This window comes from Streptomyces sp. NBC_00597 (assembly GCF_041431095.1).
In the GTDB taxonomy this organism is placed as follows: Bacteria; Actinomycetota; Actinomycetes; order Streptomycetales; family Streptomycetaceae; genus Streptomyces.
This window is the reverse complement of the sequence record NZ_CP107758.1, coordinates 53576-71578: the sequence shown is the minus strand read 5'-3', so window position 1 is coordinate 71578 and position 18003 is coordinate 53576. Positions and strand designations below refer to the sequence as shown.

At 66.8% G+C, this 18003-nt stretch carries 19 protein-coding genes and 2 pseudogenes; 12 read left to right on the top strand and 9 right to left on the bottom strand.

What is annotated here, in order from left to right; all coding sequences use genetic code 11:
* Positions 1-46 precede the first annotated feature (46 nt).
* A complete protein-coding gene (locus tag OG974_RS30315; protein ID WP_327286084.1) occupies positions 47-1648 on the bottom strand; it encodes an ISL3 family transposase in 1602 nt (533 codons plus the stop codon).
* Between the two features lie 214 nt (positions 1649-1862).
* On the opposite strand from OG974_RS30315, the gene OG974_RS30310 reads away from it, so the two are divergent.
* From OG974_RS30310 to OG974_RS30300, 3 genes are all read left to right on the top strand, one after another.
* Entirely contained in the window at positions 1863-2063 is a 201-nt protein-coding gene (locus tag OG974_RS30310) for a hypothetical protein (protein WP_327286083.1), read from the top strand.
* A 153-nt stretch (positions 2064-2216) separates the two neighbouring features.
* Positions 2217-3278 carry a hypothetical protein gene (locus OG974_RS30305; protein ID WP_327286082.1) on the top strand — a complete coding sequence of 354 codons (1062 nt, stop codon included), beginning with the start codon at positions 2217-2219 and terminating at the stop codon, positions 3276-3278.
* Between the two features lie 149 nt (positions 3279-3427).
* Positions 3428-4327 carry a DUF4231 domain-containing protein gene (locus OG974_RS30300; protein WP_327286081.1) on the top strand — a complete coding sequence of 300 codons (900 nt, stop codon included), beginning with the start codon at positions 3428-3430 and terminating at the stop codon, positions 4325-4327.
* Between the two features lie 89 nt (positions 4328-4416).
* Here OG974_RS30300 and OG974_RS30295 read toward each other — a convergent pair whose 3' ends face one another.
* Positions 4417-4572, bottom strand: a complete 156-nt coding sequence (locus tag OG974_RS30295) for a hypothetical protein (protein WP_327286080.1) — start codon at positions 4570-4572, stop codon at positions 4417-4419.
* 197 nt (positions 4573-4769) lie between these two features.
* Here OG974_RS30295 and OG974_RS30290 point away from each other — a divergent pair, with 197 nt between their 5' ends.
* The 6 genes and pseudogenes from OG974_RS30290 (at position 4770) to OG974_RS30265 (ending at position 11676) form a co-directional block, all read left to right on the top strand.
* Positions 4770-5078, top strand: coding sequence for a transposase (locus OG974_RS30290; protein WP_327280916.1), 309 nt, complete (start codon positions 4770-4772; stop codon positions 5076-5078).
* Complete coding sequence (locus OG974_RS30285; protein ID WP_327286079.1) at positions 5075-5995, top strand: IS3 family transposase; 921 nt, start codon at positions 5075-5077, stop codon at positions 5993-5995. The genes OG974_RS30290 and OG974_RS30285 overlap by 4 nt, the downstream gene beginning before the upstream one ends.
* Before the next feature lie 928 nt (positions 5996-6923).
* A complete protein-coding gene (locus tag OG974_RS30280; protein WP_327286078.1) occupies positions 6924-9404 on the top strand; it encodes a hypothetical protein in 2481 nt (826 codons plus the stop codon).
* Positions 9405-9564: 160 nt separating this feature from the next.
* A pseudogene (locus OG974_RS30275) lies at positions 9565-10225 on the top strand (hypothetical protein); the annotation flags it as partial.
* 52 nt (positions 10226-10277) lie between these two features.
* Positions 10278-10844 (top strand): annotated as a pseudogene (locus tag OG974_RS30270) (ATP-dependent DNA helicase); the annotation flags it as partial.
* A gap of 121 nt (positions 10845-10965) precedes the next feature.
* A complete protein-coding gene (locus OG974_RS30265) occupies positions 10966-11676 on the top strand; it encodes a DUF6233 domain-containing protein (protein ID WP_371646997.1) in 711 nt (236 codons plus the stop codon).
* Between the two features lie 23 nt (positions 11677-11699).
* On the opposite strand, the gene OG974_RS30260 is transcribed toward OG974_RS30265, so the two are convergent.
* Together OG974_RS30260 and OG974_RS30255 are read right to left on the bottom strand one after the other, a co-directional pair.
* Positions 11700-11858: a hypothetical protein gene (locus OG974_RS30260; protein WP_327286077.1), complete on the bottom strand. Its 159-nt coding sequence runs from the start codon at positions 11856-11858 to the stop codon at positions 11700-11702.
* Entirely contained in the window at positions 11855-12868 is a 1014-nt protein-coding gene (locus OG974_RS30255; RefSeq protein WP_327286076.1) for a hypothetical protein, read from the bottom strand. Before OG974_RS30255 ends, OG974_RS30260 begins: the two co-directional genes overlap by 4 nt.
* 291 nt (positions 12869-13159) lie before the next feature.
* On the opposite strand from OG974_RS30255, the gene OG974_RS30250 reads away from it, so the two are divergent.
* Positions 13160-13444: a hypothetical protein gene (locus tag OG974_RS30250; RefSeq protein ID WP_327286075.1), complete on the top strand. Its 285-nt coding sequence runs from the start codon at positions 13160-13162 to the stop codon at positions 13442-13444.
* A 131-nt stretch (positions 13445-13575) separates the two neighbouring features.
* Here the strand turns inward: OG974_RS30250 and OG974_RS30245 are convergent, their stop codons facing one another.
* From OG974_RS30245 to OG974_RS30235, 3 genes are all read right to left on the bottom strand, one after another.
* Positions 13576-14145 (bottom strand): hypothetical protein, encoded by a 570-nt coding sequence (locus OG974_RS30245; protein WP_327286074.1) that lies wholly within the window; start codon positions 14143-14145, stop codon positions 13576-13578.
* Between the two features lie 88 nt (positions 14146-14233).
* Positions 14234-15295, bottom strand: a complete 1062-nt coding sequence (locus OG974_RS30240) for an IS630 family transposase (RefSeq protein ID WP_327286073.1) — start codon at positions 15293-15295, stop codon at positions 14234-14236.
* A gap of 36 nt (positions 15296-15331) precedes the next feature.
* Positions 15332-15544 carry a hypothetical protein gene (locus OG974_RS30235; RefSeq protein WP_327286072.1) on the bottom strand — a complete coding sequence of 71 codons (213 nt, stop codon included), beginning with the start codon at positions 15542-15544 and terminating at the stop codon, positions 15332-15334.
* A gap of 56 nt (positions 15545-15600) precedes the next feature.
* On the opposite strand from OG974_RS30235, the gene OG974_RS30230 reads away from it, so the two are divergent.
* Positions 15601-16578, top strand: coding sequence for a DUF6551 family protein (locus OG974_RS30230; protein ID WP_327286071.1), 978 nt, complete (start codon positions 15601-15603; stop codon positions 16576-16578).
* A 164-nt stretch (positions 16579-16742) separates the two neighbouring features.
* On the opposite strand, the gene OG974_RS30225 is transcribed toward OG974_RS30230, so the two are convergent.
* Both OG974_RS30225 and OG974_RS30220 read right to left on the bottom strand, forming a co-directional pair.
* The gene (locus OG974_RS30225; protein ID WP_327286070.1) at positions 16743-16994 is read right to left on the bottom strand and encodes a hypothetical protein; all 252 of its coding nucleotides are present in this window, start codon (positions 16992-16994) and stop codon (positions 16743-16745) included.
* Entirely contained in the window at positions 16994-17215 is a 222-nt protein-coding gene (locus OG974_RS30220; RefSeq protein ID WP_327286069.1) for a hypothetical protein, read from the bottom strand. Before OG974_RS30220 ends, OG974_RS30225 begins: the two co-directional genes overlap by 1 nt.
* A 552-nt stretch (positions 17216-17767) precedes the next feature.
* On the opposite strand from OG974_RS30220, the gene OG974_RS30215 reads away from it, so the two are divergent.
* Positions 17768-17965, top strand: a complete 198-nt coding sequence (locus tag OG974_RS30215) for a hypothetical protein (protein WP_327286068.1) — start codon at positions 17768-17770, stop codon at positions 17963-17965.
* Positions 17966-18003 lie beyond the last annotated feature (38 nt).

Genomic DNA, 18003 nt, shown 5'->3' with positions numbered 1-18003 from the left:
TTGCGTATGGTCGCCCGGATCCTCGCATCAGGCACTGACAACACGATTACGGGGCGAGCAGGACCCGTTTGCGAAGAAGGTTGAAGCCTGCGCGGCCGAACATCTGGCGCTTGAGCATCTTGATCCGGTTGACGTGGCCTTCGACGACTCCGGAGTTCCAGGGCAGGGTGAGGCCGGCGATGACGGCATCGCGGTCTCGGTCGATGCCGGCGGCGAGGGTGTGGAGGCTGGGCAGGTCGTCCTGCCGGACGGCTTCGAGCCAGTCCGGAAGTCGTTCGCCTTGGCGCTCGGTGAGCATGGTCGCGAAGGACCGGACGTGGCGGGTCAGAGCGTCGAGCTCGGGGCAGTGTGTCCGGACGGACTTGAGTCGGATCTGCTCGGACTCGGTGAGGGTGGCCGGGCGGCGAAGGATCCATCCGGCGACCGTTCGGGGCGAGGGCGGCCGTGCGGTCACCGGCTGTGGTGAGGTGCGTTTGTCGTGCAGGTAGGCGCGGACGCGCTGGTAGCTGCCTTTGTAGCCGAGAGGCAGGATCTCCTCCCAGAGTTTCCAGGCGTTGGTGCAGCCCTCGTTCCAGCGGTCGTCCAGGTAGGGCTTGTAGTCGTCGAGAACGGAGGGCCGGTTCTGCCATTGGCCGGTGAACAGGTCCTCCGGCTTCGCGACGTTGGCGAACTGTTTGACGGTCCGCCAGGTCATCCCGAGTTGTCGCTGGATCGAGCGTTGGCTGTGCCCTGCCTTCAGCAGGGCGTGCACGGCTGCGTGCCGGGACCGGGTCCGGTCGGCGAACCGGTGCCCGCGTGGCCATGGCGACCCGGTCTGGCCCACGGTCGGGACTGTCACAGGCTGGGGCTCAGGTGACGCGGGTGTCAGAACCTGCAGGCAGCGGCGATGCTGGGCAACACTCCGCTCGGCGGCTTCGCTCAGGTTGTGCCAGAGGTGCCACCTGTCCGCGACCTGGACCGCCTGCGGCGCTCCGGCGGCGGCGCCCTCGGCAAAGAACGGTGCCCGATCCCGGCAGACCACCTCAACGCCTGGCCGCTGGGCGAGCCACGCCGCCAGACTGGATGCCTCCCGATCTGGGAGAAGATCGATTGGACGGCGGGTTTCGATGTCCACGAGGACGGTGCCGTAGTGGCGGCCCTTGCGGGTGGCGTACTCGTCGACGCCGACCACCCGCGGCGCCGGTACTTCCGGCTCGGGCAGCGCGTTGACCAGGCGCAAGACAGTGCTCCGGCTCACGGACACGCCAAGGACGTCGGCCAACCGGGCGCCGGCCCGGCCGGCCAGGGCGAGACCGAGTGCCGCGAGGGTCGAGCGCAGTCGTTCCGTGCGCTGACCGTGCCTGCGGGTCAGGCCGGATATCTGCTCCACGAAGGTCCGGCGCCGACACAAGGTCGTCCGGCACCGGAACCGCCGGACGCGAAGCTGCAGCACGACCCTTCGCCCTGCGCTGGGCACGTCGGCAGGAAACCGCAGGTAGGAACTGTGAACGTGGGTCGACCAGGCCCCGCATTCCGGGCAGGCGGCGCCAGTCGTGGTGCACTTCGCGTCAACACGCACTATCGCGATGTTCACGTCCACCGACAGCACTGCGACGTTCGCGATCGACGGGAACAACAGCTCCTTCAGTCGGACCACGACCTCTTCCACAGCCCCGTACTGTCAGCCCAACTGCCCTGACCACGGCTCATTTTCGGGCGACTTCGAGCACTGCCCGTCGACGCTCAGCTGTCACTGAGAGTTGCTACTGCACGGAAGTTGCGCCAGAACCACTTCACGTGAACGAAGCCAGCGGGAAGGAAGTCCGTCCGGTCGCGTGATGGCACCGTTGTTGCGGTCAGGGCTTGCTGGGAATCATCCGTTCATGACGAGCTACGTGCCCTCGCCTGATGAGGTGTCCGCCGCGCTGACCGCAAACGGTGGCTGGACCAAGAGGCAGCTTGCCGAGTGGGGAGTGCCGTGGCCTCCTCCGTCCGGCTGGCGCAAGCACCTGGAGGCGAAGTGGAACGGCGAAGACGTCGCCCCGTTACCGCGCCAGGAACCTGACCAGGACACGCTGTTCTGACGGTCGCCGGCTGCGGTTCGGCGAGGCCCATCCCTTCAGGGGTGGACCTCCTTGCTGTGTGCGGCAGGGGGCCGCACTTTAGATCTCCTCGGTGAACGGTGCGCAGCGTGAAAGGGGGGTGCTTTCCGAGGGCGCAGTCTGGATCATTGGCGGATGAGCGATGAGCACAGGCCGGATGATGAAGCCGACGACAAGGATTGCGGGGAGGACGCAGGACTCGAGAGCAATGAGGGCCCGGACCTGTCGGGTATGTACGCGGCTGAGGTCTGGGTCAAGTCCATCAGCGAAATGCTCCGCCCTTTCCTCGCATACACCCAGCAGATGGAGTCCACGGGCAGGGCAGTCGCCCGCACTGTCGGCCCTGCCCTTCAGGCTGTTGTGCGCTCACAGCGGGAGATACCGGCTATGACCGGCCCCGTCCTGGCCCTCCAGAGCCAGGTGCGCGACCTGTACGACTGGGATCGACGGATCCGTGATGCGGTCAGCAGCATCTCGCTTCCGCGTACGCTGCTGGACCAGCTCTCGGCCACGGCCTCGTTGTTCCTTCCCTCGAACCTCAGCGGGCTTTCTACCGACGAGCTTCTCGGGATCCTGGACTTGTGCGAGCAAGACGGTCTATCCCTGGCATGGGCCCCTCGGGCCTCGATCGTCGGTGGACTCCTCTCGCTCAATGCACGAGAGGAGCGTGGGGCTTTCCTCTCTGGACACCGCGACGAAGTTCTTGACGACATTGAGGCGAGTCTGCAGAACGTCACTCATCCCAGGCTCGCTGGTGTGTCGGTCATCCTGCATGCCGCTGTCCGAGCGGCGCGGGTCGGTTCCGACGAAGGCGCCCAGGCGCTGGCGGGCAATGTGCTGGAGACCGCCATGAAGGGGCATGGCAATGCCTGGATCAGGAGATCGTTTCCCCAAGCTGAATATCGGGGAACGGGGCACCACCTCACCATCGCCGGCGCGCTGAGTGACTCGGACCCGTGGACGGACCTGACGCTGCGGCAGTTCAAGCACTTCCTCGTGCTGGTGGGCATGAACAAGGCTTTTGCCCCGGGGGCCACACAGGACACCTTCAACCGTCATCTCGGAGCCCACCAAGCATCGCCCGACTCCTACAGGCTGGAGTTCGTCCTACCGTCGCTTCTCCTCTCCCACTCCCTTCTGCGGGCCTTGGATGAGGATCTGGAGCGCCTGGAGGACGGGCTGGACCGACAAGGTTGACCCGATCGATACGAGGGCCGCGGGTCGCCGCTTCGGGCTGTGGTGGCGGAACTTGTATGGAGCGTGTCACAGCCTGGGTGAATCCTGTCTGCGGTGGTCGGTTGACGCGTAATACTCCCGGGATCATCCGATGGGACGCGGGAGAAGAGTTGGCAGCCAATTCGCGGTACGGCGGCTTATCCGGCCATGAGGCCAGGGAGCTGCAGGACAGGGTTTGGGCGGACGAGCGTGATCTTGCCTGGAAGAAGAGGCGTACTCGGCGGGTTAGGACTGCATTGGCGTTGGCGGTGTTGGCTGTCCCGGGGCTGGTGGTGTGGTCCGCGGTGTTCTCCGGCCAGCATCAGTGGCTGATGGCGGGCCGTGCCGTCTTATGGGTGGTCTTAGGCGGCTCGGTTCTGTTTCTGCTGATTACTGCGTTTCAGCATCTGTGGAAGACCAACCGGCTGGAAGCCCCTCTCGGTCTGTTGGTCCATCCGGTTCGCGATCGGTTCAAGCTTCCGATGGCGGAGCTGCAGGATCGTCTGGATGTGAACCGGACGGCTCTGCGGCGGGTGGGCGCGCTGACGCCGGTGTCTCTGCGGGAGCAGCGGGGGATGTACCGGGAGGAACTTGCGGAGGTCATCGAGAACTACCAGGCGGAGAGCCGCAAGTACCGGCGGGTCCACAACGGTCTGCAGTCTCTGATCATGGTCGGGTCGACGACGATCACCACGGTCGCGGCGCTGGACGCGAAGGAGTGGAACTGGCAGACGATCATGGTCATCGCGCTCGGGTTCTGCGTCACGCTCGCGAGCACGTTCACCGGCTACTACAAGTACCGGGAGCGCAGTTACTTCCTGCAGCAGACAGCGGATGCGATCGAGGAGGAAGCCAACGCGGTCGCGCTGGGTGTGGGGGAGTACAGCGTGTTTGGTGAGGACGAGCAGGACCAGGCGCTGGCGAAGTTCACGCAGCGGGTGGAGACGTTGCGCAATGAGCAGCGGCGGCGCCAGCAGCAGCTCGATCAGCCAGCCGAGCACACTCCTGTGCAGGGGGCTTCGGGTGTGTAGCGAGACCTGTCGTCTTCTGGACCAATACAACAGGCCTCGCTGTGGTGGTCGGGGAGAGCTCTCAGGCCTTGGCTCTCCTCACAGGTCTGCTACTCCCTACTGTCGCGGATAGCCTGGGCTACGTCGAGCAAGGCGTAAGCGATGGCGGCGAGCCCCTCACCGACCGCCTTGGTTTGTTCGTCCTCTCCATCCCGATACTTGGCCTTGATGGCCAGATCTTCAGCCTGGTCTCGCAAGTAGCTCATGTGTCCCCCTCTGCCGTGACTGAGCAGAGATCCCTGCCCGCAGTAGAGCGTGGGCAAGCCAGGAACCGCCGCGTGCCTCTTTGATCGGTTGGTCAGTTGATCGGATGCGTCCGTCCGATAAGTGCTCATGAGGTTCCCCCGAGATGCGGGGATGAGTGACGGATGGTCAGATGGGTCTCGCGAGAGGAGCCCAGACGATGCCCGCACCGAGGAAGTACCCGTTGGAGTTGCGTGAGCGTGCGGTACGGATGTATCGGACCGCCGAGCCGAAGCCCGTGATCCGCCGCATGGCCGAGGATCTCGGCGTGCACCACGAGGCCCTGCGTAACTGGATCCGGCAGGCCGAGGCCGACGCCGGCGAGCGAGGAGACCTGCTCACCACCGCCGAGCGCGAGGAACTGGCCGCCCTGCGGAAGGAGAATGTCCAGCTCAAGCGGGCGAACGAGGTCCTGCGGACGGCCTCGGCTTTTTTCGCGGCCCAGCTCGACCCGACCCGGCCCAGGTGACGGCGCTCGTCGACGAGCACCCGCACCTGGGGGTCGAGCCCGTACTCCGGGAACTGAACATCCCCTCCACCACCTACTACCGCTGGCGCCAGGCCGAGACCGAGCCGTGCGAACGGCACCGTCGGGACGCCGAGCTGACCAGCAAGATCCGTCAGGTCCACGACGAGTCCGGCGGGATCTACGGCTCACCCCGCGTGCACGCCGTCCTCAAGCGCGAGGGCACACGCGTCGGCCGCAAGCGCGTCGAACGGCTCATGCGCCAGGCCGGCCTCGCCGGGATCAGCCCTCGCCGGAGCAAGAGCTTCACCCGACGCGACCCGGACGCGGATCTGGCCCCTGACCTGGTGCAACGCGACTTCACCGCGAGCGGGCCGAACCGGCTGTGGGTCACCGACCTGACCATGATCACGACGCTGGAGGGCCCGCTGTGGCTCTCCGCGATCCGCGACGCGTTCTCCCGCCGGGTGGTGGCCTGGGAAACCTCCGCCCGCGCGGACGCGGACCTGGTCCTGACCACACTGGAGTACGCCCTGGCCAGCCGCGAAGCCACCCCCGGCGAGCTCATTCACCATGCGGACCACGGCTGTCAATACACCTCCGTAAAGCTCACGACACGCCTGGTCAGGGCAGGGATCCAGGCATCCATGGGCTCGGTCGGCGACTCGTTCGACAACGCCCTCGCGGAGAACCTGTGGATGCTGATCAAGACCGAGTGCATCCGCGGCCGCGTCTTCGCCACCCGGGCCGAAGCGAACCTCGCACTCTTCGAGTACATCGACGGTTTCTACAACCCCCGCCGCATCCAGAAACGGCTCGGCTACCTCAGCCCGATCGAGTACGAGGAGAAGCACTACGCCGACCAGGCAGCAGCCGAACAAGTGAACCTGACACCACGTCAACCCGCCCTGGCCAGCTAGTCAACCGCTCCCACACAGCGGGGGAACCTCATCACCCGACGGCAGCCCATTCCAGACCGCTCACAAACGGCTGTCAGGTAGGGCGTCGACGGAACCGGGGAGATAGCCTTCGCCACTGTCCTGGCAGCAGCAGACGCTGACGATGAGATCAACCGGACGGTTTCAGTAAACTCCACGGTCGTCCGGGCCCATCAGGGTGCGGTCTAGGCACGTACAAGAGGCAGCTCGATCGGGTGAGCCCGCCGATCATGCTCTCGGACGCTCCCCCGCGGGGGGCTGAGCGCCAAGGTCCACCTGGCCCCCACAGCGGCGGCTCGGGAGACGCGGGGCGAGGGCATTCACACGACGCTGCAGCTGGATCTCGTTCAGCCCATCGACTCGAGCGCGGCTCTCCACCACTCGACGGCCTATGGCGGACAGTCCTACGGCGAGGATGAGCTCATCCGCGCGAAAAACGTCGCGGAGGCCGTCGGAGCTCCGCCGACAATGACCCCGGCACAGATGGCCTCGGCGAGAAGGCGCTGTGTTCTCGCCAGGTATGTGCCGTCTGTCGGTTGTTTCCAGCCTTGTCGGCTTGGGCTGGCTGGGCGAGGCGTAGCATCCGCTGGTTCTGTCACTGCGGGGGAGGGCGGATCCGTTGGAGACGCAGCTGGAGGTCTGGTACGCGAAGGCTGAGCATTTCTTCTCTGCGCCGGACCCGGGATCTGTCTACTTGCGGTGCGCGAGTTCTTCTCTCAGTACGGCGAAGTCTGCTCGGCTTCTGGGGAAGCGCGAGGGGGTCAGCCGCTCTGCGGTGCTGGTGCGTATGTGCGCTGAGCCGTATCGCGGGCAGGTCATGGGCCGGTGTGCTGATGACTTGCGCACCCGGGCACGCTTCGAGAGGGCCTGTGCCGAGTTAGCTGAGGCCGCGAGTGCTTACGAGCGTGCGGTGGACGAAGCGGAGTGGGACTGGCGGCCGGTGTGCCTGCTGTTGGCCGGCGCCCTCGTCGCTCTACTGGTGTTTGGCGGGCCGTGGATTTCGCCGATCTTGCTGCTGCTGGCGGCGGGGGTGCTTGCCTGGTTGCACTCGCGGGGCAGCAGCGCGTTGGTGAACCTGCTGGAGTGTTTGCGGGCCGGGGTTCGGAAACTCAGCTGGGTCGCTTGTCGGATCAGCGCGGGGGTCTCCGCCATGGAGTGGGCCGAGACGCTGCAGAGGGAGGGGACGGGGCCTTCGGTTGATGCAGTGGTCCGGGAGATGCTGGGGGAGGACCCTGACTCCCTTCTTGTCCGTGGCGATCATGAGGATGGTCTGCGAACGCCTCGGGCTGCGCATTACCTGGTGGAGAACGCTGCGTGGCTGCAGCTGAAGCGCAAGGTGCAGCAGATCGAGGGTGGGACCATCGCCGTCTGTGGTCCGCGGGGGTCGGGAAAGACGACTCTGTTGGAGGCGGCGGTCCGGCAGGCGGATTTCGGGGTGCTTGCTCAGGCGCCTGCGTCGTACACGCCTCACGACTTCCTGGTGTCGCTCACGGTGCGCTTGTGCCAGACCTATATCCGCGACAGTGGCAAGGTAGTTCCGGAGTTCACTCGGCTTTCGCCTCTCGACCGGCTGGGACGGCGGATCAAGGCCGGCGTGAGGCGTGTGGGGCGGTGGGGTGTCTTCGCTCTGCCGGCCGCCGCGCTAGTGGTGGCGGGTTCAGCGGCGTCGGTGCGGTCCGTGTACTCGCAGAATGCCGGTGCGGGGGCTCATCTGGTGAGCGTGGTTGCCGACCGTGTGAGTCGTGGCGGGGAGCAGATCTGGCAGGGGCATTCAGTCTTCACCAGTGTGCTGGTGGCTGTCGCAGGTCTCGTGTGGTGGCGGGCCCGGCGCCGGGCCGGGGTGGTGCATGTGCTGCTCCGGGCTCCGCTGGTCTTAGGCGGTGTGGTGGGTTTCCTGCTGGTCGCGGCGTGTGTCCGCGACCTGGTCACCGATGAGCAGATCCGTCAGGTACTTCGCCAGGTCGAGTTGTCGACCCTTCTCAGCCTGGGCTTCGCCGTGCTGGTTCTGACAGTCTGTCGCGCTGCTCAGGAGTCGGAGGTGGAGTTCACTTGGGGCGCCTGGGACATCTCGGCCCGAGGCGTCTTCCGCCCTGTCACGTACCTCGTCAGCGGCTTGATTGTCCTTCTTCTCCTGCGCAACGAGCAGGTCCACGCGCTGCTGGCGGACTCCGAGAATCCCTTGCGGCTGGCAGGCTTGGTGGTTGCAGCTCTGCTGTTCAAGATCGCCCTGTGGAAACCTCGCCCGGCAGAGTCCGTTCTCGTTGCACGCTGCCAGGACTACCTGTACCGGCTGCAGACCGTTCAGTCCTCCTCCAGCGCCCTCAACACCAGTGCCGCGGCTCAGTTGGTGACTCTGGGTACCGCTCACACGTCCTCCCTGTCGACGGTGCCCCTGAGTTTTCCGGAACTGGTCGATGACTTCCGTCGGCTGCTGGGACTGATCGCTGCGGAGAAGGCCAGCCAGGGCAAGTACGTGGTGATCGCCATCGACGAGGTGGACCGGCTGGGCTCCGATACGAAGGCACTGGCGTTCCTCAGCGAGATCAAGGCAGTCCTGGGCGTGCCTGATGTCTACTACCTGATCTCGGTCGCGGAGGACGTCGGCGCTACCTTCGTACGCCGCGGTCTGCCGCACCGTGACGTGACCGACAGCTCCCTGGACGACATCCTTCACGTGCAGCCCAGCACCCTGACCGAGTCCCAGCAGATTCTCTCCGCCCGGTCGGAGACGTTGACCGGCCCGTACACAGCGCTGGCCCACGCATTGTCGGGCGGCGGGCTACGCGACCTTCTGCGCTACGGACTGCAGATCATGGAGATGCAGGACAAGTCCCAGTCCAACGAGCTGACCGAGATCTCCCGCCACCTCATCCTGGAAGAGCTCTCCGAAACACTGGCCGGCTTTCGGACCCTGCTGAGCAAGCACCAGTTCTCCCCGCACACGAGCCCCATCCTCGGGTCGTTCGGTGCCCTCGTCCGCGACCTTCAGCTCCCCTGCCCGTGCGCTGCGCTCAGTTTGCAGCCGAGCCTGGAGCGGTTCGCGTTCTACGGGTCGGCTGAGCGCCCTGGTGCGCCGACCGGCTTTGAGCTCGTCGACACCACGCGCCAGCTCATCGACGAGGCCTCTGCGTACGCGTACTTCTCGCTGACCTTGCTCGACATCTTCAGCAGCAGCGGTCTAGACCGGCGTACCGCTCTGGCTGCAGCGTTCGGCCGCGAGGGCGACCTTCAGCGGCTGGCCGACGCCCGGCAGGAACTGGGGATCTCCCCGTACAGCGCGCGGACGCTGCTGGACGGTATCCGGGCGGCATGGACGTTGCCTCTGCAGCCAAGGGGCAACGGGAGTATCCCTCTTCAGCGGGCGGGTGACTGCTCCATCCACACAGCCTGACGACTTCCGCGGGGAGTGGCTGGCATCCACGGCCCGGGTTCCAGCAGCAGCTTCACCAGCCGTGTTCCTGGAGAGCCGGTAGCTACAACCGCCCTCGGCACGGTGGACTCCTCCATGGTCGGCATCCCCTACCTCCCCCTGGACGGACCCGTACGACGAGGTGAGCTGGGAGCGCCGTGACGTCGTCATGACCCACTGGCACGACCGCTCGGCTCGGTGGACTTCGAGTATCGCAACGGCGAGCTCCCCGACTGCTAGACCGGTCAACGCGGTCAACATCGTCACCAACAGATCTTTCGGCGGCGCTGTCGGCACGCTGTCTTCTTCCTGTCCGTCATCGACTCCATGGAGTCGATGACGGACAGGTACAAGGAAGAGGGCATGACTTCAAGAGCGGCTCCGGCACCGGCCTGGCCTTCTCTCGCATGCGTTCCTCCCTGAAGGAAGAAAATCCGCGCCCTGCGCCGACGGGGCTTCGAGATGGACCTCGGCGACGACGACATCACGTCGGTCCAGTGCCAGAACCCCAACAGCTCCCCCGCGTGAACGACGTGTTCATGACGGCCGTCGAGAACGGCACCGAGTCCAGCCTGCGCGCCCGCACGACCGGCGAGGTCATCGAGAAAGTCGACGGCAAGGCTCTCTTCCTGAACGACAACGGGGTAGGCAACAAGTCCTTCTATGCCACGCGCTTCGCCAAGGTCGTCGAGCTCGTCATCACCGCGATGGACATCTCCATCTGCTTCGCGGACTTCCCGACGCAGAAGATCGGCGAGAACACCCGAGCCTTCCGCCAGCTCGGCATCGGCTACGCCAACCTCGCCACGTGAAAGATCCCGGCTCGCCATTCGACTACCCAAGCAGAGCATCCTTAGCCGCACGCTCGGTCTGTGCTCATCCATGTCGGGTGCTCAGGACGCGGCCGAGGAACTGCGCGGCAGGCTCGACAACCCGATCCCCCTCCAGGGCGAGGGGACGCTGGGAGAGCTGATCAAGGCGTTCGCGGCAGAACCGAAGACCTGTCTGTTCGGGGCGCTGTCGCTCTGGCAGGGCGTGGACGTGCCCGGTCCCAGCTGCCAGCTCGTGATCATGGACCGCATCCCGTTCCCGCGCCCGGACGATCCGCTGATGAGCGCCCGGCAGAAGTCGGTAGAGGAGCACGGCGGCAACGGCTTCATGGCTGTCGCGGCCACGCACGCGGCGCTGCTGATGGCCCAGGGTGCCAGCCGGCTCGTACGGGCTTCCGGCGACCGGGGCGTCGTCGCGGTCCTGGACCCCCGGTTGTCCACGGGCCGGTACGGGAGCTTCCTGCGGGCCACGCTGCCGGACTTCTGGTACACCACGGACCGCAACCAGGCGGTGGCCGCCAGCTTGACTTGGTCCTACCAGCAGGCCGGGATGCGGCTCAGCGAAGGAAGCCCTTGCGCTCGTGAGCCATGAACTGGCGCTAGTCAACCGCTCCCGCACAACGGGGGAACCTCAGGTCGACAGTGGAGCGCGGTCAGGTCGTGGAGGCCCGGATGGCCCTCAAGCGGCTCCCTGCCGACCTCGGGGAGTAGCCATGGATGTCAGTGGTGAGCCGGCCTGGCTCCCGCCTGACCTGGACCGGCTACGGACAGTGGAAACGGTCTTGTCCGTGCTCCTCGCGAAGACCCGCGAGCGGATCGCCGTGCTCGAGCAGGCTAAGCGCGTCCGCCCAGACGCCGCCCGACGCCAGGCACCGGTCGTGGAATGGGTCATCCAGTACGGCATCAGCGCCCAGCACCGGCCCGAACTCGTGCACACCGGCGACTGCCGTATGGCCTCCGGCCGCTCGAAGCCTGCCACTCGCCGCCAGGCCCTGGAGACTCTGCAGAACACCCAGGCACGTGCATGCGAAATCTGCCGGGCCGACTCCGCCTCGGACTCCTGGACCTCTGACCAACGGCACCGGCGCACGGATGCGATCACCCTGCCTGCCAGCGGGACGTCTTGTGCCCCAGGCTCCCGATCATGGACATCAAGCACCTGCCGCCCATCGGGACGGCCGTCTCGGGCGGCTGCTGCCGTCTGGGTGTACCTCGGTGCCGCGTCTGCCCGGGGGTGCGAGCCTGGAGGGAGGGGGTTGAGCCTGGAGGTTGCGATGCGGCCGGTCTGGAGCGGCGCGATCAGCTTTGGCCTGGTCACTTCCCTGAGCCAGTTCCCCCTGGTGGGCACTGGCGCTCGGAGGACAACGGCCAAGCTGCTGAACGGCCGGCAGGCGCTGCGCAAGGCAGGGCGGTGCGGGCCCTGACCGCCCGCCGGGCGTTGCTCGAATCACGGCACGGTGTTGGTACTTGCGGTGGCGCGCTTTCGCGCGAGGGCTTCACGGCCGCGCCGGCACGACCAGAGGCTGATGGCGAGAACGGCGGAGGCGGCGAGGCTGCCGAGGAATTCGGGGATTGCGGCATGCAGGAGGGACGTGGCGGTGTTCATCCGGTGACCGCCGCACCACAACCGAGGCGGCTGGTGGCGAGCCGCTGATTGCCCAGGCGGCGGAGCTTACGCATCACCCGCTGCCCGGTCATCCGTGGCTGACAGGCCTCGGTAGCAGCCTCCTCCCACGTTCCTCCGCCGAGCGCGTAGGCGCGAGCGACGTGCTGTTCGTCCGCCTTGAGTCGGCCGAATACCGAGAGGGCATCCTTTCGTTCCGGTTCCCAAGGCAGCACCTCGTCTTCGATCCGGTACGAGTTGTCGATGACCTCATGGACGGAGCCGCCGGAGGGCAGGAGGTAGTCGAGCGCCCACACGCGGCCTGGCCCGGTCTTCCGTTCCCATAGGGGCATGAGCTGTCGGTGTACGACTTGCGCCTCGCGACGCAGCTCGTCGAGAGTGCCGATCGCCTCGGGGGTGGTCGTGCCTGGAGAGCTGAACCAGTTGCCAAGCAGGGCTGTCGACATAGCCTCCAGCCACTCGGCGTTCGGCCGGGAGAGACCGAGAAAGGTGCTGGCGAAGTCCGCCACCGCAGGCTTCCAGCCGTCGACCGTCTCGCTCTCCAGAATGGCCTGCCGGGCTGCGAGAGCGGCAGCCACCATGCGCTGAGCCTGTTCGCGCACCTCGCGATCCGGGGAGGAGCGGGCGAGGTGCCGGACGTACACAAGCACCTGGCCGACCGCGAACGCCAAGCTGTGTGCGGGGTACCTGTGGGCTTGCCGTTGCCTGACGCGGCGGATCAACTCCTCCTCGTCCAAACAGCCGGTGAGCACTGTCTGTTCGGGAAGGTCTTGCGCCACCTGAGTGGGCCACTGGCGGCGGCTCATCGGATAGAACGCCGGCAGGTCCCAGTGGTAGCCGCGACGTACCCGGGGGTAGAGCCGCCCGTAGGTGATGGGAGTGCTTCTGATGTCCAGGACCAGGAACGCCCGATCGAACCGCGGGTCCTCTATGGCGACGCGGGACCAGGAGATCGGAAAGAAGGTTCGGGACAAGTGCAGGTTGGGATACACGGGGCTCCTTGGAGGAATAGAAGCGGGTGCTTCATCCTTCGGGCCCGGGTCGGCCCCGTTCTGTCAAAGAATCTCAGAACGTGCCCAGTGACGGCCATCACTTCGGATAACCGCAGCGGGGCCATCTCTTACCGGCGAGGCTGCCTTCGATCTCGCCGAGCCAGCTTGCCGCTCGGCCTCGGCACTCTGATCCAGGAGGCTGTCGTGGATCTCCGCCAGCCTGCTGCGCTGTGCGGGGTCGGGGCGTAGGAGGGAGCAGCGGACGCTTGCATCCGCTGCCCTGTCCTGCAGATGGACCCCCGTCAGAGGCCCCGTCTCATCGAGATCATCCAGAACCTCCGCGAACGCATCCGGGATGCCCGCGCCAACGGCTGGCTCGGCGAGGTCGAGGGACTTCAGGTCAGCTTCGACGCCGCGATGACCAAGCTCAACAGCCTCAAGAACACCCTCATCGGCGGACGCCCTCAACTGGTCGACCTCGGCATGCCGCTCATCACCGACCCAACAGTCCCGTCAGAAACAGAAGAGTCCGATCCCCGCGAGCCCGGACGGCACACCGGTCCCGCCGGCCACTGACCGCATCGAGGACATTCGCGAGCGGCTTCGCGCTCCGGCTGCCGCCCGCGACATCCTCGGCCTCGACGGTTCTCCCCGGAGTTCAGGAAGTCATCCCTGCAAGAAATGGGCAGGGTGGTGATCCTGGCCCGTCAAAGCCCCGACGGGCTACTGGAAAGCCAGTGGGCATGCCGCTCGCGCGTCAGATCCCGTTCCTCAGACGTGGCGAGGAAGACGTCAGCGCCCCCGTCGTAAGGGTGGTGGATACGCCGTATCTGAATGTCGGTGACAAGGATTCCCGCCACCTTGTCGTCCGCAACGTCACGGAGCAACGCGTCGAGGCAGCCATGTCGCCAGGGCCGGCGGGCGGCGAAGAGATGGCAGTACGTGCGGAACTCCGGGTCAGGATCGTCCTCCACCAGCAGGCTCTGCCAGTAGGCAGCGTCAGGCTGCAGCGGTGGAACGTCGGCTTCGGTCGTCCAGACCGGCGTGATCACGTACACATCCCCACCAGCGAACAACTCATCGAGGACCGTGTTGTACCGCCCCAGGACGACGTCGTACTCGCTCTCGTTCTCTGCGTATCGCTTTGACTCCGGCAGGCTGTGGAAGCGTACCCAGACATTGCGGTACGGGTCGCGGAGCTTGTAACCAACCGGCGGGCAGTCAGGCCAATGCTTCTGCCACTGGTCCGTCAAGACCGTCCGTGCGTCTCCAGACACCTACCGCACTCGTCCTCTCGGGCATGGGCTCTCGTCGATGACCATGATGTCCGCCACCTACCCACCAAGGGAAGCGGTGCCTTATTGATCAGAAACTCAAAGGGTTCTCGTTCAGGACGTAGCGGACGTGTGGGCCGCCGAAGTAGCCGCGGACGATGTGTGGTTGACGCTGTCGTCTGTGGAAGAACCTGCGGGATTCGGCGGCGAGTTCGGCCTGGTTCCTGGCCCGGTGGGTGTGGGGCAGGCTGCGTTTGAGGTCGGCGTTGACCAGCTCGTCCGGGTTCAGCTCGGGTGAGTACGAGGGCAGGAAGTGCAGCTCGATCTCGTCGCCGTGGTCGTTGAGCCAGGCCCGGACGGCCTTCGAGCGGTGGGCCGAGTGCCGGTCGACGACCAGGTGGACCTTCCGGTCGAAGTGCCCGACGATCCGGGCGAGGAAACGGCACATGACCTTCGCGTCGAACGACTCGGTGAAGACCATGAAGTGCATCCGGCCACGGGTACTGATCGCGGACATCGCGTTCACGGAGAACCGGTTCCCGGTGCGGCGGACGATGGGAGTCGCGCCTTTGGCGCCCCAGGTACGGCCGGTGACCTGGTCCGAGCGGACCCCGACCTGGTCGCCGAAGAGAACCTCAGCGTTCTCCGCCTTCGCCTTGGCCCGGATCGCAGGCCAGGTCTCCTCGTGCCAGACGCGGATCGCTTCCGCGTCCTGCTCGACCGCCCGCTTGTCCGGACGCTGGAAGCTCAGCCCCCAACGCTTGAGGTACTTGCCCACCCCGGGCTCGGTGAAGCGGACCCGGTACAGCTTGAAGACCAGCTCGCCTATCTGCCCCCGCGTCCACAGCTGACCCGAAAGTCCCAGGTCGGAGGGAACGTGATCGAGGACGGCCTGCCGGACCGCGGCCTGTTCGGCCTCGGACAGGACCTGATGCTCACCCACGCGGCGGCCTCGCGGGCGGGACAGCAGTGCGTCCCGCCCGCCGGCCTGCCACTTCACCCACCAGTTGTCCACGGCCTTGACCGACACCTTGAACAGGGCGGCAACCTCAATCCGGTCCCGGCCCTCCACCAGCGCTGACACCGCCAGCAACCGCACAGCCTCCTGCGCGTCCGGCGACCAGGCCCGCGCATCCCCCACCAGATCACTCACACACCATCAACGAGCCTGAACTCAAAGCGTTTCGGATCAATAGTCCGGAAAAGCGCCGGAACGGTCGCCCTCGCCCTCCAGGCCGCCCTCACCGGCGACACGGACACCGCCGCCGAGCTCGGCATCGCGGGCCTCGCCCAGCCGTACGCCGACCGGCACCTGGACGTCAGCCTCGTCCACCGAGACCTCGACAAGCCCGTCGTCGAACGCTGACCCACCTGCGGTGGCGGGCGCGAGAAATTCCCACACGCGAGGAATTTCTATGGTTGACTGGGTGTCACCTACGCTCAATCCCGGGGGGATTTATGGTAGTTGCACGCAAGAAGGCCGCCGTCCCGACGCAGGCCAGAACGACCCGGACCGTCCAGAAGACCTACGCGGCCATCCGCGTCGGGGACCTGCACGTCGATCAGGACCTCGACTCTGCCGCCCTGTACGGCACCTCCACCGGAGAGGACGCCGGTCCCGCCGCGCAGCGCAAGAAGGACGCGGTCTGGACGGCCCGGCTCACGAAGATGTGGGACCCCTTCGCACTGCTTCCGGCGATTGTCTCCTTGCGGGACGACGGCCGGTACTACCTCCTCGACGGCCAGCACTCCACAGAGGTGGCCATCGAGAAGGAGGGGGCGGACTTCCTCAGGGACTGCATGGTCTACGAGGGACTCACCGCTGAGCAGGAGGCGAAACTGTTCCTCGCGGCGAACCGCGACCGCAAGGCAGTAAAGCCGTTCGACATCTTCCGCGTCTCGATCACCGCCGGCGACCCTCGCAACACCCGGATCCTGAACGAGGTCGAGAGCCTCGGCCTCGGCATCTCCGGCAGCACCTCGGCCAACAAGATCGGCGCGGTACAGGCGCTCACCGCCATTGCCGTGATGGACGAGAAGCACGCCAAACGCCACGAGGGCGGGAGCGTCTACCCTCTCATCCTCCCCGAGGGGCGCACCCCGCTGATCCCCAAGGTGCTGAGGGTCGTCGAAGATGCGTGGGGCCGCAACACTTCGACGTGGGAGGGGATCATGTTGCGCGCCGTGGGGATGGTCCTCGACCGCAACCCCGACGCCCGGCTCGACCGCCTTAGCTCGAAACTCGCCGGCCGCTCCAAGCGCAAGGTGAAGACGGTGGCGCAGTGGAAGGAATCGTCCATCGCGAACACGGTCGGCGGCGGCGGTTCCTCGTCCCGTTCCGCCCCGCTCGCGAAGCTCATCGTCGCCGAATACAACGACGGGCTCTCCGACCCCGCTGAGTTCCTGGTTGTGCCCGGGCGGCCCGACAAGGACTGAGTCACGAGCACCGGGCCCCGCGCGTCGCGCGGGGCCCTTCGTGACCGCCGGAGGGTGGCCCCGCGCAGGGAGAGTCGGCGCCGCGAATCCCGGGACACCGAGACGGCGGATAGGCCATGGATCCGGGCTCGTCGAGAAGCCCGCACAGCCTGGGGGCGGCGCGGTCAATTCGCTTCGACGTACGCGACCAGGACCAGCGTGCCCAAGGCGGTTGGCACGTACACGATCCGTACGCCGTCCTGGCGGTGCTCGCGGATCGAACCGTTCTTCGACAGCACGCCGATCTCGGGATTCCTGGAGACAGCCACCAGGGCGGGGTCGAGCCGCAGACGTTCGGCCTCCGTCATCCTCTCGACCTGGTCCTGCGCCACGTCATAGAAGACGATGCGGGCGCGCTTGGGTGTGTGGCGGCCCATCAGGCGACGTGCGAGGTGGGAGCGGCGTCGTCGAGCGGGGGCTGCCAGAGGTTTTCGCGCAGGTCCTCCCAGGAGGTGACGCGGTCCAGGTCGATGCCCTCGCCGGCCAGACGTTCCAGGACGTAGGCGATCTGCGGGTCGCCGTCCGCCATCTCCCGCGCATCGGCCCGCAGGGCCTCCTGCTCGGCCGGGGCGAAGACGATCCGCATCGCGGCCTCCAAGTCGTAGATGCTGCAACGAGGCTAGCGCAGGAGTACACGACCGGAACCCGGAAGGCGAAGAGGATGCGGAGACCACCCGGTGCGAGGGGCACCCTGCGGCCGGCGGAAACGAAAGCGGCCGGCGCCCACTTCCGCCGAGGCGGGTGGCAAGGGCGCCGGCCAACCGAAAACACACACCCGCGGGAGACCCGAGAGGCGTATCTCGCCTCCGAGTGTATCCGTACGCCGCGGCGTTGCGGGCCCACTCCACTCGCCAACGGTGATGTAAGCTAGGTAATGTTTTCTTGCTTGCGGGTGGTGGCAGCCCGCGGCGCCGAACACACACCAACACCCTGGAGGCCCCATGTCCTTCTCCCTCACCTACCCCGCCAGCAGCCCGACGCAGACCGCGGGCCCCGCACCTGCCTGGCCGGCGACTGCCGCGGCCGCCGATGCCGAACTCTCCCGCCTCGGCGAGCTCCTGGCCGAGGCCGGCGTCACCGCCCTCCCCGCCGCCGGCGTCCTGGCGGTCCCGGCCTTGCCGCCGGCCCGGGCGACGCCGCCGGCATCCGGGTGCGCACCACCAGCAACCCGCCGCACGCCCTGTACGTCATCGCCGCCAGCCACCTCACCCCGCACGCCAGCGCCGGCAGCACCTTCGCTCACCTCCACCCGCTCATCGAGGCGGCCGCCCGCCCCTGCGACGGGTGCGGTGCCGAGGCCGGCGAGCCGTGCAACCCGTTCTGCCTGCCCGACCCCACGAACGACTGACACCCCCGGCCAGCGGGGCGCCCCCGCGCCCAGCCCCG